At 34.1% G+C, this 17256-nt stretch carries 12 protein-coding genes and 1 pseudogene; all 13 read left to right on the top strand.

Annotation, left to right across the window (positions count from 1 at the left end):
• The first annotated feature begins 121 nt into the window (after positions 1-121).
• The 13 genes and pseudogenes from GW534_RS02755 (at position 122) to fliD (ending at position 17154) form a co-directional block, all read left to right on the top strand.
• Positions 122-988, top strand: coding sequence for an acetamidase/formamidase family protein (locus tag GW534_RS02755; protein ID WP_161919568.1), 867 nt, complete (start codon positions 122-124; stop codon positions 986-988).
• A gap of 112 nt (positions 989-1100) precedes the next feature.
• Positions 1101-1583 (top strand): hypothetical protein, encoded by a 483-nt coding sequence (locus GW534_RS02750; protein WP_161919529.1) that lies wholly within the window; start codon positions 1101-1103, stop codon positions 1581-1583.
• Between the two features lie 150 nt (positions 1584-1733).
• Positions 1734-2393, top strand: coding sequence for a hypothetical protein (locus GW534_RS02745; RefSeq protein WP_161919528.1), 660 nt, complete (start codon positions 1734-1736; stop codon positions 2391-2393).
• 335 nt (positions 2394-2728) lie between these two features.
• Positions 2729-3874, top strand: coding sequence for a restriction endonuclease-related protein (locus GW534_RS02740; protein WP_161919527.1), 1146 nt, complete (start codon positions 2729-2731; stop codon positions 3872-3874).
• Positions 3861-6917, top strand: coding sequence for a hypothetical protein (locus GW534_RS02735; protein ID WP_161919526.1), 3057 nt, complete (start codon positions 3861-3863; stop codon positions 6915-6917). The genes GW534_RS02740 and GW534_RS02735 overlap by 14 nt, the downstream gene beginning before the upstream one ends.
• Positions 6892-9495, top strand: a complete 2604-nt coding sequence (locus GW534_RS02730) for a pPIWI_RE module domain-containing protein (protein WP_161919525.1) — start codon at positions 6892-6894, stop codon at positions 9493-9495. Before GW534_RS02735 ends, GW534_RS02730 begins: the two co-directional genes overlap by 26 nt.
• Positions 9496-9615: 120 nt before the next feature.
• A pseudogene (locus GW534_RS02725) lies at positions 9616-11072 on the top strand (IS5 family transposase).
• A gap of 351 nt (positions 11073-11423) precedes the next feature.
• Positions 11424-12194, top strand: coding sequence for a uracil-DNA glycosylase family protein (locus GW534_RS02720; protein ID WP_161919524.1), 771 nt, complete (start codon positions 11424-11426; stop codon positions 12192-12194).
• Positions 12195-12495: 301 nt separating this feature from the next.
• A complete protein-coding gene (locus GW534_RS02715) occupies positions 12496-12660 on the top strand; it encodes a carbon storage regulator (RefSeq protein ID WP_161919523.1) in 165 nt (54 codons plus the stop codon).
• Positions 12661-12852: 192 nt separating this feature from the next.
• Positions 12853-13911, top strand: coding sequence for a flagellin N-terminal helical domain-containing protein (locus GW534_RS16635; RefSeq protein ID WP_161919522.1), 1059 nt, complete (start codon positions 12853-12855; stop codon positions 13909-13911).
• Positions 13912-14236: 325 nt separating this feature from the next.
• Positions 14237-14371 (top strand): flagellin, encoded by a 135-nt coding sequence (locus GW534_RS16105; RefSeq protein WP_407670434.1) that lies wholly within the window; start codon positions 14237-14239, stop codon positions 14369-14371.
• 262 nt (positions 14372-14633) lie between these two features.
• Positions 14634-14990 carry a flagellar protein FlaG gene (gene flaG, locus GW534_RS02700; protein ID WP_161919521.1) on the top strand — a complete coding sequence of 119 codons (357 nt, stop codon included), beginning with the start codon at positions 14634-14636 and terminating at the stop codon, positions 14988-14990.
• A gap of 31 nt (positions 14991-15021) precedes the next feature.
• Complete coding sequence (gene fliD, locus GW534_RS02695; RefSeq protein WP_161919520.1) at positions 15022-17154, top strand: flagellar filament capping protein FliD; 2133 nt, start codon at positions 15022-15024, stop codon at positions 17152-17154.
• The last annotated feature ends 102 nt before the right edge of the window (positions 17155-17256 follow it).

Here is a 17256-nt window from a genome sequence, read left to right as displayed (position 1 = left end):
GTGGAAAAACTTTGTCTTGTTTAAATTTTTACAAAATAATGATAGAATAATATAAAAAAGAGGAGTGATTGCATTGGTTAAGCAGTTGGAGAAGTTGGCGAAGGATACATATATTTATGCGATGAGTAAGGATAATAAGCCCGTGATGCGAGTTGCTTCTGGTACAGTAGTGGAGATTGAGACATACGATTGTTTCTTAGATCAAATTAAAAGTGAAGATACGCCGTTTAATGAGATTAATTGGGATCAGGTTAACCCTGCAACTGGGCCGATTTACGTTGAAGAGGCTGAGCCGGGAGATATTTTAAAAGTAGAAATTAAAAAGATAGAGCTAGTTGGGGAAGGGACATTGGCTACTGGTCCACAGCTAGGCGTGCTTGGCGATCGATTGTCAGAGTTTAAGATTAAGAAAGTTCCGATTCAAGATGGAAAAATTGTGTTTAATGAAAACTTATCTTTCCCTCTAACTCCGATGGTCGGGGTAATCGGTGTTGCGCCAAAAGAAGGTGCGGTTAACTGTGGAACGCCAGGAGACCACGGTGGAAACTTGGATACGACTTTAGTTAAAGAAGGAGCAACATTATATTTCCCTGTCTTCCATCCAGGCGCTTTATTCGCACTAGGTGATGTACATGCCGCAATGGGCGACGGTGAAGTTGGTGTATCAGGTGTTGAAATCGCCGCTAAAATTACGATAAGTTTGACAGTTGTTAAAGGAGAAAGTATCTCAACTCCATTTGTAGAAAACGAAGAGGGTTTTGCTACACTTGTAACGAAGGAAACGTTAGATGAAGCGGCAAAAGGTGCTGTAGAAGCTGCAGCAGATCTAATCGCAAAACGTACAGATTTAGATATGGCTGATATCGCCATGTTACTCAGTGCCGTTGGAGACTTACAAATTAGCCAAGTCGTTAACCCGTTAAAAACTGCGCGGATGTTTGTACCGAAAGCTGTGTTGGAAGGGTATGGGGCAGAGAAGTTGTTTTAATAGTGGGTGACACATAGTTAAAAAAGTTAATAGTGAGATATTATAAGGAAGAATGATGTACCTTTTATTTTCAGAAAAAAACAATTGAATTCCTTCATCAAGGAGTGTCATTATGGGTGTAAGTGTTAAATATATCTGTATAAACAATGACAAAGTATTAGAAATCCCCAAAAGTAAAATTAAAAGAGGTAAAATGTTAAAGCCCGAACTTGGAAATCAAACAGTTAAGATGATTGAATTAATATATGAAACAATAGACAGGAAACCGGGAAGAATAATTCGAATGAATATTGATGAAGTGAGTTTTGATAATGAAGGTATTTACGATATTGATGATGACTCTGTATCAGAAAAAATGAGGGTTAAATTAGAATATGCATTGACGGATTTTTTTCCTGAAAGTCCCTTGCCTATTCCTTTAGCACCGATTATTCTAACAGAGTCTGAAATCAAGTTGCTTAAAGCTTATTTCAACAAGAAATATCCTCTATTATTAACTAACTCACCAAATGTGATTGAAGAATCAATTAGAAAAGCAAAAGAGAACTATCAGATGCAGATTGAAAAAATGAAAAGATCACATAAGGGTAAATGATTTACTTATTAAGAGGGACAATTAAAATGTAGTACCATACTATATTTAATTGTCCTTTTATTTATTGTTAAGCCAAATGAAATTGTAAATTATATAAAATATGTATTAAAAGATCGCTATCATCTGCTATCTCCGGACGAGGTTCTTATATTGGTGACTGCTTATCAAGAAAAAAGTGTCAGTAATGTCCGGATGCAAGAATTAACAAACAAATATCCGAGAGATATTAATAAACTACTTTCTGATTTAGTAGGAGAAGGTTTATTAATTCCACAAGGAACAGGTAGAGGAACTACTTATATACTATCTGATTTTTTTGAGCCTATAGATGAACATAATTTGAATATACTTAAGAAGAATTTAGATGAAAATGAAAAAAACTTAAGTGTTAAGGAGAATATCTCCAGTAATAAGGAGAACAACTCCGGTAATAAGGAGAATATCTCCGGTAATAGCGAAAAGCAGTTCGAAAACGAGAATACAAAAGTATCAGGTAATAATAGAGGAAATATAGTAGATGATAATAAAACTTATAAAGAATTAATTGAAATTGCAAGACCAGCAAGAGAAAATAAACGATTAAAACCAGAAATATTAAGAAACTTAATCTTATCACTATGCTGCGATAGATTTTTAACTTTAACTGAATTATCTTATTTTCTTGAAAGAGGACGCGATGGTCTCAGAAAAAATCATATTAAAAAGCTTGTTGATATGAATAAATTGGAGTTGCGTTATCCAAATACTCCTAATCATAGGAATCAAGCATATAAGACCGTAAAAGATAATTTTAAGCAATTGAATGAGTAACTGTGTAAAAACTTTGCTCACCGTCAAGTGTGTTAAGGCGGTGAGATTTTTTGTAATAGAAAGGTGATTATCCTAGCGTCCACTACAATAGTAAAAGTCTTTCATTATGTAGAAGGAATTTCTCCCTTTTTAATTACTTACCTGTATGTTTTAGTAGTTTGTTGACATTTCTGAAAATAGATATTAATCTGTTAATGTACAGGACAAAACGTCATAGTAAATTCGTATGAAAATCATATTTTTGCATGATTTTCGTACTGACTTTCCTTTTAATTTGCCCAAGAAGCTTTATGTCTTTGTACATAAGGCTTTTTTATATTGAAAGGGGTGTTTATATGAGTGATTTTGTAAAAATTTTTAATGATGCAATGGAACTAAGCTGCTTAGGATTATATGAGAAACAAGTAGCCGAAGTGAACAAGGGCGATCAAATGGAATATTTTCGCTCTCCTCTTTTAAAAAAGGCACTTGATAAATTTTCTTTACTAAATCTTACCTATAATTTGTTTAATCAAGGTGAACCCATTCTTCCCACAAGTGAAACCGCATTAATTAAATCATTTAACTTTTCTACAAAACAATTCATTAACAGATTACCGGATGCATATCGAAAGCCGTTAACAAAGACGGATTGGTATATGGATGAGTCCTATGTCAACATTGGACTCGAAAATACATATCACTGCACCCCAGAATTATTAGATAAATTAAACGAAAGAATTTTCCGTAAAGCAAAAAAAGCAAAGTATAAAGAACTTGAACTACAAAGTCAGAAGTTTATCGAACTTCTTTTTGAAAAAAATCAAGATGAATATTGTGAAATAAGAAGTTTCCTCCAACATACTCCCTATATTACAAGCAAACATTTTATTGAAAATGAAAGTTTAAGAAACTTTAGAACGAAGTATCCAGATATATTTGAAGCTGCTTTTGAAAGATTAAATTATCAATATGCAATGATTAAAGTTTGTAAACATTGTGGGTTAATTTTAAAAGAAAGAATTGATGGCACGCTTTATTGCGTATCTGATAGATGTTCAAGGAAAACGAATGGATTCTCAGATATCAAAAAGGTAAATGCAGAAGGTGATATATGGGTGTTACGGTTAAATGTTGCACGTTATATTTATTATTCCGGTCTATTGGAAAAAGAAGTTAAAAAAATTTTACTAAAAGCGGGAATTAAACCAACACTTTGGCCTAAAAAAGATGAGTGGGATTTTGAATTCAATTTTAAAGGAGAAAAATGGGTCATTGATGCAAAAGACGTCAAGGATCCGAGATGGATTCAAGAAGACATAAAGTTAAAAGAAAAAGAAAATCTGCCTTATGATAAGGTGATTTATGTTGTTCCTTCAGACAAAAATTCAAATTATATCCGCGCTGTGAATCGAGTTGTAAAAGATAAAATGAAGATTCAATGTATGACTCTAGCTTCATTTAAAAAAATGATAAAGGAGTGGAAAGATGAATCTGAATGATTTAAAAGATTACGACAAAAAGTATATCTTTTTGAATGAATTTAAACTTGAAAAAGAACAAAGAATTGAATTGTTACTATTTCTTATAAATTTTTTTAAAATCCCAGGAAAAATAGAAGATTACTATTTAGTTCTCGGAGGAAGAGGATTAATTTCCAGGCACAACTTTCAAAACAGCGATTTTTTTATTCAAAACGCCAGAATATTGTTAAAAACACTGAATCAGAAAAAAGTGTATTTGGATGAATTGAGAGAATACGAATCAAGTGAATATGAGAAATTATACACTAGAGTGGGTAATAAATTTATTAAAGTAAAAAATATTACAGAGGAATTGGCAGAAAGGGAAGAGTTGTATTTAAAGTTACTATCTTTAGAAATTCGTTATAAATTGCCTAAAAATGAGTTCGCATTTCAAAAGGGTAAACGTTATGGCATTATTATCGACGAAAAACCAATTGAAATTAAACTGCTTGATGAAATTGTCCCTCGTAAAATATCAAAGCCAAGACGAAAGAAAAGAAGCAGATTAAAGTTATCGATATCCGATTTAATTAAAGAAGCGCAAGAAATAGATGAAACCCTATCTCAGGAAGGTAATAGCTATCGCAAAAGAGTACTGGAAAATACAACTTTTAAGTTTGTTAAGCAACAGTCCATTCAAGAAACAAAAAACATTGAAATCAATAATATCACTAATAAAGTCGGGCAGGTAGGTTCAGGGAAATCAACGTTATCAGATGCCATTGTAAAAAAACTAGCGAAGGAAAATAAGAAGGTTGTAGTAATTGAGTCATCAGTCCCGAAAGTTCTAAAAAAAGCTGAAGAATTAAATAGGCTCGGTATAGATGCAATTCCAGTGATAGGCTCTTCAAATTGGACAGACCACATTAATAAAGTAAGTGATGGAAAGGACTTTCTATCCGATTTCGACTCGGAAATTTTAACATCAGGGTGTGCACTCGGCGGTCTAATCAATGAGGCTGATCTTTCAATCGATTATGGAAAAGAACCATGTACGAAAATTTATAAATTTTATGAACGAGGGGCAAGCCGGTTAAACCAGTTAAATATAAACAAAACTTATCAATGTCCTTTTTACTATAGTTGTCCACGAACGTCTATACAAACAAGAATTTTTGATGCTAATGTCATTGTTACAACTACAGCAGCTCTGGCGACAATGAAAATAGGAATTAGCGGGATGACACTTTTTCAATATACATTAGAGTATGTCGATTTAGTAATCGTCGATGAAGCTGAAAGTGAATTACAAAAAGCAGATCAAATTTTTGCGCCATATGTATCCATTGATGATTATATCCGCAACAATGGGAGTATTTCAGGTGAATTTTACAGGAAATCTTCTGATGAAAGAACATCTTCAAATCTAAACTTGCGTAACTTTATTAGTCTACATCAACAATCTAACGACATTTTTATGAAAATTAATGACTTGTTAAAAAATGACAAGCATGGATTTCCAAGGTCCCGACTGGAAAGACCTTTTTCTGGAAGAAATTTAATCAGAGAATGTTGGGAGCGGAATTTACTGCCTGAAGATTTGTGCAAAGAATTGGAACAGATGTCAAATTTAAACAGAAATCGAAGATATATTGGGATATTACGGGATTTTATATCAATTACGAATAAAAACCAATTATTTGAAAATTTTTCTGCTTATGGCTGGGGAACCACCAAAGATCTAACAAGAGCGCAAGTTAACCGGGTCATATTTATTTGTTCTGTATTATATTTTGAACATCTTTATCGAGAACTATCAAATTTAGTCGAAAAAGGAACCGAACTTCCAAATTCAACAAAAGAAATTTTAAGTCAAAGGTTCGAATTTCATCAAAGGTATATCCCGGTTTCACCGATCGGTAACATTTTTGGGCTTCAATATAAAGATAAAGAAAAGAACGGAAAATCTGATTTATGTATTGTGAAACAATTTGCAACAGGCCGTGCCATGTATTTACGATTTCCATGGTTAAAAGTTGATACAAACGGAAATCCATTGGGGCCACATGTTTTGTTATTATCAGGATCAAGTTTTGTACCGGGCTCGCTATCCAATCATATAGATGAACATGTAAATTATATCATTGAGGCTGAACCGTATAAACGTAAATTTATTGAAAAGTCTCATTTTGAATATTTGAATACAGGTGTCTATGTGTCAGGCTCAGGGGAAAAAAGAAACGAAAGACTAAGAGAATTAGTATCGGAATGTAAGGAAGTGATTATAGAAAAACTGGAATCTAATGACAATATCCTGATGATTGTAAATAGCTACGAAGATGTTACCGTTGTTTATACAAAATTAAGGGAAATTTTAAGCGACACCCCGTTTAAGGAAAAAATCGCATATATTGCTCCAGATGATGATAATAGTAACGATCCGGGGAAAGTAAAGCAGAGTAAGGTTACCGATGTTGTGTTTAAAGATGCGAAAATACTTGTTTCTGTAGCTGTATTAATTGAACGAGGTCACAATATTGTTGATGAAAAAGGAAATGCATATTTTGATACGTTGATGTTTATGACACGCCCAATGCCGAGACCTGATGACTATCGCAGCCATGTAAGCAAGGTGAATGGTTATATCATGGCGAAATATTCAAATAGAAATGAACCAGTAAATACAGAAACTTTTAAGCAAATGAGAAGTGATGCGTTTTATATGTATAATTTACTCGGGCAATCTGAAGATCGTTTAGATGATTTAGACACGCAAGTTCAAAAGGATATTGTTGTAACATTGTTCGTCATGATTTTACAAATTTTTGGTAGACTGTGTAGAATCGGGAATCAAGAAGACATGAAATCAAAAGCTCCTGATGTATATTTTGCAGATGCTGCTTTTAAAGCGAAAAACCAAAATGGCTTCGACTTACTTAATAGCTTAGTAGATTACTTGGAAGAGATTATGAGTGAAAAAGGAATCGATGGGGAAATTGCGAAAACATTGTATGATCCATTTTATCAAGCATTAAGAAAGGGAAGAAAAATTTATGACAAATTATCGCTCGTATATTAAGCCAATGATGATTGAAATCAATCAAACGATTAAAGACACTATTTATTATTTAAGTTTACCAAAAGTAATTAAAGAAAAATGGATTGAGCTTGAACGGAAATCGAGAGCAACCTATAATCCTAAATATTATTTACCGACTAAAACATTGGAAGAACAACTATGTACTTTTTTAAACGGCGTGATTAATATGAATCCTGTTTCAGAAACAACGGATGATACAAAATGGCTTGTATCTTTTAAAAATATAAACGTTAATATAGTCGTTAATTGTTTCAAAATTTGGGTTCAAGAGTTTTATATAAATGGTGCTTTGAACTGGGATTACAAACGGAAAAATGGCGAAGATGATTCAGTTCGTAAACTGGCAAATGAACTGCTTGCTTTACTAACAATAGAAAACTTTGATCGTACAATTACTGAAGAAATCACACTTTTTCATGAAGGAAAAGCGATTGATAAAGTTAGTTTTAAACTGTATCCATTGCGTTTAGTAAATGAATCGATGGGTAAGTCAATCATGTTTAACGGAATAGAGACGAAATTACTGTATTCTAGTTCAAACGAGCTAACAACAGATACAAAAGATTTTCATCATAAAAATGATTATTTTTCCTATGTTATCAAGCTATCGGTACAAACATTACCCCCGGAAAATAAAGCTTATCTTGTTGTTGATGTTTCGACGAGGAGATGGATTTCAAAAAATGAAAAAGGTAAAGTTCCATATTTACCTAATAATAAAAATTGTTACATTAGAGTATCTAATAATCGCTTACAAGTTATGCAGACAGAATATGATAAGAACAGAAAAGAGAATGTTTGGCGAAGTGTAGATTTTGCAGTCTTTAAAGAAAGTCATCCTTTCAATGACATTCCGAGTTTTACCGATGTTTTAACTCAACCTGAAAACTTTAACTTTGGAAAAATTGGTGATGTATTAATTCCCTATGAAGAAGGTTTAAATGGAATTAATACAAGTGTAGATTCTGGTGTTGCCTTTGTTGATCGGGATACGGCCTTTAACTTTATTCTGGATCAAGTCCATTTATTGGATCAAATCAATTCTAATGTACAAGCCTTTCATGTGAAAAAGATAGCGCAAAATAAAAAGATTGATTTTGAAAGCAAAAGTGACGGCGGAATAAACAGTACTGTTTTCATGGAACAACTGGAAAAAGCATTACATGGTGAAAAATTAACCATTGAAATATATGCTAAAGGAGAGATGCGTAAGTCTCTGTTAAATCAATTACACAAGTATTTTAAAGATAATACAAAACATGAAATTGTTTGTTGTGATGATGTTTTTATCAATGAACTTCAAAAAACGGAAATGAGTAAAAAGGAAAATATTCCAGGATTTGAAAAAAGAGTAGCGGAAATTACCCGAAGATTGGCTTTCGTGACTACACCTACACTTGCTATAATAGCCATTCATGATGAACAGAATTATAAAAAATCAGATTATAGTATCAATGTCGATCCAAAGGATGCGATTCGTGCCGGCTTTGCTACAACTGGACGTTTGACACAATTTATTACTTTCGAAAAGTTTGAAAACGAAGTTCAGAGAATAAGAGAAAGTGATGAGAAATATGAAATAAAGAAAAGAAGGGCAGAAGAAAACGGGCAAAAACTGCAAGCCCGCAGTAAAACTGATCGTATCAATCAAGCGGTGAACGGAGCGATTCTGGACGGTTTCAGGCAATTAGGTGTTGTTTTTAACTATGAAAAAAATAAACATTTACGAGGAAAAAAGATTGTAGGTGTACATGTATGTAATTTTAAAAAAACGAAATATGGCACTATACCTCCGTTCCCGATAATTGTTACATATGATGTGGACCGATCACAAATCATGGTTTACTCTGATCTTATTGATAAAGTTGATGTACCATATTGGAAAGGAATATTAACTTTATCAAAACTTGCAGCGGAGAGAGATATATTAAACATAAGAAAAAGTATTTCAAGTACAACAGTATATAGAAGATTAGAACGCATAATTAATAAAGATGATAAGGATGTTCTTATTATTTTTGATGCAAATAGACCAACAAGAAACTTGATTAAAGGAATATCAAATTCGAAAATTGCTGAGGCTGAAAAAAATGAATTTAACCAAATAGAAAAAATGTTAATCACCGAAGATCGGTTAATTGATTTTTCAGAAGTAGAAAAACAAGTAAGTGTTGTCCGTATTAGGCGTAATGATGAAGTTAGCTCGTATATTCCGATGACTAACGAGTCCGATCAAAATAAATATAAACAAGTTAGTGGAATATACAAATATGAGCATGTTTATTATTCAATTGATGGACGACCGCAACATGAAAGTAAGGTATATAATAAAGAAACGAGTAAGTCCAACAGTCCCAAATCATTTAGTCATCGAAATATGGTCGAACTTTATCCGATATATGTTTCTGGTGATAAGGAAACGCATGAAAAGAATGAGATCATCGCAATCGGTATAGTTGATTTGTTGAGAAATGCATCGATACAATTTACAGCACAAAAAACGGTGTTGCCTTTGCCATTACATCTTGCTGTGAAGATGGTGGAGTATATAACATAGGGGTTGCTGAACAAACAAAAAAACCAAATAGGAGAAGGATTTATGAGCTTTTTGTCGAATATAAAGTGTAAGGATTTTACTAAGAAATTTGCAAAAACCTTGCACTTGGAGGTTATTAAGATGTTTCAAAAAAGTCAAAATCAACTAACATTTGTCGATGATTTCTTTCTCCCATTCGGTGGAAGGTTGAATAAAGATAATCGTTGGGTCCGTTTAGCCGAAATCATTCCATGGTGGAAAGCGGAAGAAAAGTACGCCAAGAGCTTTAAGAACTCTATGAAAGGTGAACAAGCACTTTCTGTTAGAGTTGCACTTGGCTCCCTCATTATTCAACAACGTTTAGGATTGAGTGACCGAGAAACCGTTAATCAGATTATGGAAAATCCATATCTTCAATACTTCATAGGGCTTCCTTCATTCCAAGAAAAAGCTCCGTTTCATCATTCGTTAATGACCCGTTTTCGAAAACGACTCGGTCCGGATATTATTAAGAATGGATCGTCATGGAAGAACAAATTCAAACGGACGATCAAGACAATGACGAAGGTAACGATTCTTCTATCAATAAGACCCAGACAGATAACAATGATTTCGATACAAAAGAAAATCGAGGAAAACTGATTCTTGATGCAACTTGTGCACCGGCTGATATTTCTTATCCCACTGATTTTAAACTATTGAACGAGGCACGTGAAAAACTAGAGCATATCATTGATGTTTTGCATAAACCATTGAATGGAACCCGAAAAAAGCCACGGACCTATCGGAATCGAGCACGAAAAGAATACCTATCGATCGCAAAGCAACGAAATATCCGTTCAAAAAAGATGCGCAAAGCTGTTGGTAAACAATTAAGATATGTAAAAAGAAATCTTGAAATCGTCCAACAGTTGACATTGGAAAGTTCATTATCCTTATTGAGCAAACATGAATACAGACAACTTTTGGTTATTCAAGAACTCTACCGACAACAAAAAGAAATGTACCGGGCAAAGACTCACCGGATTGACGATCGGATTGTCAGCATATCTCAACCACATGTACGTCCCATCGTCCGAGGCAAAGCAAAGGCAAATGTTGAATTTGGCTCTAAAGTGGCGATCAGCGTAGTAAATGGCTATGCAATGGTTGAACATCTGTCATGGGACAATTTCAACGAAGGACTTACACTACAAAAATCTGTTGAGAACTATCGAAAACGTTATGGATACTATCCGGAAGCTGTTCTCGCAGATAAAATTTATCGAACGCGAGACAAACTGAAATACTGTAAGGAACGTGGAATTCGTCTAAGTGGTCCAAGACTTGGACGCCCTTCCAAGGAGGAAGACTACATCCAAAAACAGCTAACGAAAATAGATGCCTCTGAACGAAATGAAGTAGAAGGCAAATTCGGCACAGGCAAACGTAGTTATGGTCTGGGTCTTATTCAAGTATGCCTAGAAAAAACAAGTGAAACCGTAGTTTGCCTTCAATTCCTAGTCATGAACCTTGAGCGAAGGCTAAAGGTTCTTTTGTGCAATTTTTTCAGAGAACGAATTCAACGGTTGATTTCTCAAATGACTTTCTGCATGTGATTCGTTCAGCAGCCCCTAATTATGTCGACTAACATCATAATAATTGTCTAAGTTTTGTATCATTATGTTTTTATTAACAGTTTTATATTTATCCAACCAAATTTTTAATTGTAAATGATTTAGAACGCTGGCTAGGTTTTGACAAAAGTGTACAGTTTTGTGAATAAATTTGATTTTGGGAAACTATTAAACCATAAAGTACTTCACGATGCTTTTCCGAAATCTTGTTCTTTCCGAATTCTTGAAAGTAAACCGAAACGAATGACTGTTTCGGTAGTGCAACGAGTTTTATTTTCTCTATAAATCATGACCTCAATTCTAATATACCGTAAGAAGGGATGAATGTGTATTATGGGAGAAATTAATCAGATTACTCAATTAATTGCTGAATTTAAAGAGCAAGTTTACAAATGGAAAAATATTTATGAAGAATTATTATTACAAGATTTGAAAGAGTTATACAATTCCAAGATAGAGGTCAAACAAGCAATTGTATTTAATAATGCATTATTGTCTATTGATCCTAAAAAAATAAAATATATTTTAGTCGGTGATAATCCAGGAAAAAATGAACAAAAAGAGGGGATTTACTTGTGTGGTCGAGCTGGAGAAAGAGCGAGAAACTTTTTTGAAAAGGAATTGGTTAATAATTTCAATGAAGAGGTGTTAGTTCTTAACAAATCCCCAATATTCACAATGAGGACAAGAGACATAAAGGAATTATCGGAACACGGTGAGTTTGTGAAAGAGAGTCAGCGATACATGGCCGATTTAGTCTTTAATTTGCACTCAGTAAATAAAAATATGGAGGTGTTTATTAGTGGATTTGCTGGATGTCGTTGCAGTAAAGATGGAAAATGGTTGAAACAGAGAAAAAATAATGGTGGTTATTATAAATCTCAAATACTTCCGTATTTCTTTGCACAATTAAAAAACAACTATACAAATAGTGAGATGGAGGTTAAAATATATAAGCACTTTTCAAATAATCATTTTTCAAAAGATATTAAGAAATATAATAAGAGAGATTCTGAAATAAGATGTGTGTTAAACAATATAGGAAGTAAATATTTTCGTGAACTTATGGGTGATATAAATTATCATAGCAATTCTTCAGTCTGATTTTTAGTTTACTTGTTATGTTATAAAATAAAATCTATAAAAACTCTAATAAGGTAATATCTAGATATCCCCAAATTTTTTAAAAAAATTTACCAAAAACACTAAACCTTTTTCAATTCCTTCCGATATAAGAATTGAGTCGGTTAGAAAGGCACTCAAGGATGAGTGGGTAGATCATTTTCTATATGTGCAGGATGCATGTGGAGATTGGTTATTTTCACCGAGGTTTAGTCATCTGATTGGATACCATATCTCCAACATAATAATCGACTTGAAGAATTTTTTCAGGGAGGAATTATTCATGTTGGTTTTAGGGAGAAAACCAGGCGAGTATGTTGTAATTGATAACAAAATTAAAGTGAAAGTTGTAAAAAGTGACGAAGGACATCTAAGATTAGCAATTGATGCACCGCGGGAAATTCCAATTGTACGTGGTGAAGTTTACGAAAAACAAATGAATAAGTAAGATGCTCAAGGACGAGTGAATAAATATGGTTAGAACCCATTGCAGGAGGCAATTTTAAGGTTCTAGTCATATAATTCACTCGTCCTTTTTTGTTGGAGAAAAATCGATTCCGGATAAGATTGAGTATCTAACAAGGGAGGACAAAGATGAAAAAGGAAGTTCATCTAAAAAAATCCAAGGAGGAAATGTAAAATGAGAATTAACCACAACATTGCAGCTCTTAACACATATCGTCAGTTAGGTAATGCGAACAACGCACAAATGAAATCTATGGAAAAATTATCTTCTGGTCTACGTATCAACCGTGCTGGAGATGACGCAGCAGGTTTAGCGATCTCTGAAAAAATGCGTGGACAAATTCGCGGTTTGGAAATGGCGTCTAAAAACGCACAAGATGGTATTTCATTAATCCAAACTGCTGAAGGTGCATTAAATGAAACTCATGCAATTTTACAACGTATGCGTGAATTAGCTGTACAATCTTCCAACGATACTAATACAGAAGCAGATAGAAAAGAGCTTCAAAAAGAAGTAAATCAATTAGCAGAAGAACTTGATAGAATTGCAAATACAACAGAATTCAACACTCAAAAATTATTAAATGGCGAAAAAGTTGGACTTTCAGCTGCTGAAACTGGCTCGTATACAATCCAAAATAACAGTAGAGCCGATATTAAGTTGACAATAGCTGATACAGATGATATTAATGTTTCCGGAACAATTACTATTACTCGCGTAAACAATGTAGCAGATCAAACTCAATTTGTAGTTTCTGACCCTGCTAATAGTGGATTTGATTTAAATGCATATGATCAAACTGTTGCAAATATAATAGGATCAACTGCAACTATTGGTATTACAGGTTTAACTGATATGGGTGTAGGAGAAAGCGTAACTCTAAGTTTTAATGCTGCTAAGGCCGAACAAACTGATGCGTCAAAAGCTTTATCATTCCAAATTGGTGCAAATAGTGGACAAAATATCTTAGTTGGTATCGAAGATATGAGAGCAAGTGCATTAGGAGTTCGTGATTCCTCTGGGAATGCTATTGATATCACAGATTCAGGAAAAGCAAGTACTGCAATAACTACAATAAATAATGCAATTGAGAAAGTTTCTGCAGAACGTTCTAAACTTGGTGCTGTTCAAAACCGTTTAGAACATACAATCAACAACTTAGGTACTTCTGCAGAAAACCTAACAGCAGCGGAATCTCGTATCCGTGACGTTGATTATGCTTTAGTGGCTTAAAGCCATGACAAGCACAGTCGTCCTAGCTGGTAACGGTTAGGATTATGATCGGGTGAATTGCTGGAAAACCCTTAGAGCTTTTCTTACCACAACGTAGTTGGAAACGGCAGGCGTGATGGTTTAAAAAAAGAAAAGATTGGGCAATCAGCAGCCAAGCTCCTGTGGGGAAACCTTGGAGAAGGTTCAACGACTAGGGTATACCATCTAAGGGCTAAGCCTAAGATGATGAAACCCGTAGGTGAAGCAATAGTCCATCAGTATTGTGGATCCGAAGAACCCGACCCCTACTAGAGTTCTAGAGGGTGAAGATATAGTCTAGTCATTTGTGAAAGCAAATGTTCGCACGATGGCGAAAGAAATGATGGAGCAAACTAAGAATGCGATATTAGCACAAGCTTCTCAAGCAATGCTTGCTCAAGCCAACCAATTACCACAAGGAGTTTTACAACTTCTTCGTTAATATTAAATTCTTTTCAAGAGGCTCTAGTATATTTACTAGGGTCTCTTTTATTATTTAATAGAATTACTGGTTAGCGCTACTGGTACAGGGGGACGGGTCCGGTGTTTCATTTATGAAAGTGAAACACCGGACCCGTCCCCTTGTTTCGCACCCCTGTATCAAATATTTTTTAATATGGATAAAATTTTTTTGATTTGTGCCGATAAAAAGAATAGATATATACGTTCGAATGGAAATCGTGTAATAACTAGGGGGATGAACAATGGTTAAACATATTGCTTCCCAACAACCGGTTACCACATCTAGAATGAATGGGGTCACAAATCAATTAAAAGAAGATATTCAACATTCGTTTAATGAAAACTATCAAAACTATAAAGAACAAGATGATCTAAGTAGAAAACAAATCCATGAAATTGTACAGGCGTTGAATGATTTTTTAACGCCTACGTATACAGCATTAAGATTCGAAATGCATGATAAACTAGGAGAATATTATGTTCAAGTAATTAATGAGGAAACACAAGAAGTTATTCGAGAAGTACCTCCGAAAAAAATGCTTGATTTATATGCCGCGATGGCTGAAAGAATGGGCATTATCATCGACGAAAAAATTTAATTCAGTAGTTTTTAAAAGGATGTGAAAACAAATGGTTGGTGTACGGGTTAGTGGATTAGCCAGTGGAATGGACATTGACACGATTGTAAAAGACTTAATGCGTGCTGAACGGATGCCGTTAGATAAAATAGAAAAAGAAAAAACAACGTTAGAGTGGAAGCGGGACGCATATAGAGAAATCAATACAGCGATTTATGGTTTCTATAATGATTTATTAGATTTTACATTACAACGGAGTTATCAAACGCGTAGTGTGACAAGTTCGAATGAGGACTTCGTAACAGCTACTGCTGCAAGTGGAGCAGGTACTGGGACGTATACGATTTCTGAAGTGAAGCAGTTAGCGAAAGCTGCGACAATGATTAGTTTAGATCGTGGTATCTCTGGTGAAGCAAAAGTTGATTTGACAAAATCAATCCACGAAATTCAAGATAAATTTGCGGAAAATAATTTCGGATGGAAATCCGGTGTTTTAGACAGTAACACAATCAAAATCGAAAGTGAAACTACTAATACTGTTGCATTTTTAAAAAATGGTCAAGAACGATTTACAGACGATCTTTCAGTAAAAATAAATGGAAAAGGGATCACCGTATTTTCCGAAAAACCAACGAGTACGGAGAATCTAAATATAACTGAAAATTATGCTTGGATTGAAGATGGTCAACTTGTATTTAATAGTCCATTAAAGAAGAATGATGTAGTTGAAGTTGATTATGTCGTTGAATTTAAAGAAGAAACGAGAAAATTAACAAAAGATCAAAATGGAACTATCCAAAAAACAATTCAAATTGGTGGGGCTCTAAATAGAGAGTTTGAAAATATTCTTACGATAGATGGTACTACATATAGGTTTGTACCTAGTGAACATGACCCTAACGAAGGGAAAATAGTTCCTAATGGTGGCGCTGATTCTGACTCTGTTGGAACAATCAACTTTGAAACTGGGTTAATCTCTTTTGGAGATGAATTTTTATCAGAAAAATTTACTGGTGATACGAAAGAACTTGAAATCGAAATTAAATATCAACAACGTTATTTCTCTTTTGATGCAACTACGCATACATCTGAAGGAATTAGACATGAGAATTTCTTAGTTAGAGGGGACCGTTCTTTAAATGATGTTTTTAAAGAAGTGAATAATTCTAGCTTAGGTTTAATGATGTTTTATGACAATTATACAGACCAAGTTACGATTACTCGTACAGAAACAGGAGTTTTTAATCCAGAGGGAGATATCGAGTTAAACGGTGGATTTTTTACTGATGTTTTAGGATTTTCCTTTTCTGAAGGTGAAGGTAGTGAGGGTGCTGCTACTTACAATGCGGGTCAAAATGCAATTTTTACAATAAATGGACTTGAAACACAACGAACATCTAATACGTTTAATGTTAACGGCGTTTCCTTCACGTTAAAAAATATATTCGATGCTGCAGATGGTGTTCAACCTGTAACATTAAGTGTTAATAATGACAGTGAAAAACTTTTTGAATCGATTAAAGGATTTGTCGATAAATATAATGAAATTGTTGGAAAAATTGAAGAGAAACTTAATGAACCGTATTATAAAGGATATGCACCATTATCCGATTTAGAGCGAGAAGAGTTAACAGATAAACAACAAGAAAAATGGGAAGAAATGGCTCGAAGCGGTTTGTTACGGCGCGATCCAATTCTATCTAGTATGATTACACAAATGCGGTCAGCCCTCTTTTCTGCCGTAAACAATAATGAACTTAATCCACAAAGGACGTCATTATCAAGTATAGGGATTAACACAACGTCCGATTTCCGTAGTGCGAAATTGGAAATTAACGAAACCCGATTACGTGAAGCGATTGAAAATGACCCAGAGTCGGTTGAACTTTTATTTAGGAGCGGAGACTCAAACTCGACCTTTGGTGAAAAAGGTGTTGTTCGTCGTTTAAGAGATATTCTTCAAGGTACGAGAGATCGAATTCAAGCCCGTGCCGGTAATGCAAATATGACGGAACATCAATATACAATTGGCCGTCAAATTGCTAACTTCGAAGACCGAATTGAACGGTTCGAACAGCGTTTACAACGATTAGAAGATCGTTATTATCGTCAATTTACTTTGATGGAAAAAGCCATTATGCAATCGAATAACCAAATGATGCAGTTATCACAATTCTTTATGTAGGAAAAAAGTCACAACAAATTCATTCATATTCACTTAATTTTTGATATGATTGTATTATGTTGGCGTGAAATTTTTAAAAACTATTAATAAAGTGAGGATGAA

This window comes from Pallidibacillus pasinlerensis, assembly GCF_009996845.1.
Classification (GTDB): Bacteria; Bacillota; Bacilli; order Bacillales; family Caldibacillaceae; genus Pallidibacillus; species Pallidibacillus pasinlerensis.
Note: the sequence above shows the minus strand (reverse complement) of the source record. Positions and strands in the feature narration are given on the sequence as shown.

What these genes read in the sequence shown, in the direction of transcription:
- GW534_RS02755 (WP_161919568.1), top strand. Translation starts at nt 122, where the DNA reads ATGAGTAAGGATAATAAGCCCGTGATGCGAGTTGCTTCTGGTACAGTA.
- GW534_RS02750 (WP_161919529.1), top strand. Translation starts at nt 1,101, where the DNA reads ATGGGTGTAAGTGTTAAATATATCTGTATAAACAATGACAAAGTATTA.
- GW534_RS02740 (WP_161919527.1), top strand. Translation starts at nt 2,729, where the DNA reads ATGAGTGATTTTGTAAAAATTTTTAATGATGCAATGGAACTAAGCTGC.
- GW534_RS02735 (WP_161919526.1), top strand. Translation starts at nt 3,861, where the DNA reads ATGAATCTGAATGATTTAAAAGATTACGACAAAAAGTATATCTTTTTG.
- GW534_RS02730 (WP_161919525.1), top strand. Translation starts at nt 6,892, where the DNA reads ATGACAAATTATCGCTCGTATATTAAGCCAATGATGATTGAAATCAAT.
- GW534_RS02720 (WP_161919524.1), top strand. Translation starts at nt 11,424, where the DNA reads ATGGGAGAAATTAATCAGATTACTCAATTAATTGCTGAATTTAAAGAG.
- GW534_RS02715 (WP_161919523.1), top strand. Translation starts at nt 12,496, where the DNA reads ATGTTGGTTTTAGGGAGAAAACCAGGCGAGTATGTTGTAATTGATAAC.
- GW534_RS16635 (WP_161919522.1), top strand. Translation starts at nt 12,853, where the DNA reads ATGAGAATTAACCACAACATTGCAGCTCTTAACACATATCGTCAGTTA.
- flaG (WP_161919521.1), top strand. Translation starts at nt 14,634, where the DNA reads ATGGTTAAACATATTGCTTCCCAACAACCGGTTACCACATCTAGAATG.
- fliD (WP_161919520.1), top strand. Translation starts at nt 15,022, where the DNA reads ATGGTTGGTGTACGGGTTAGTGGATTAGCCAGTGGAATGGACATTGAC.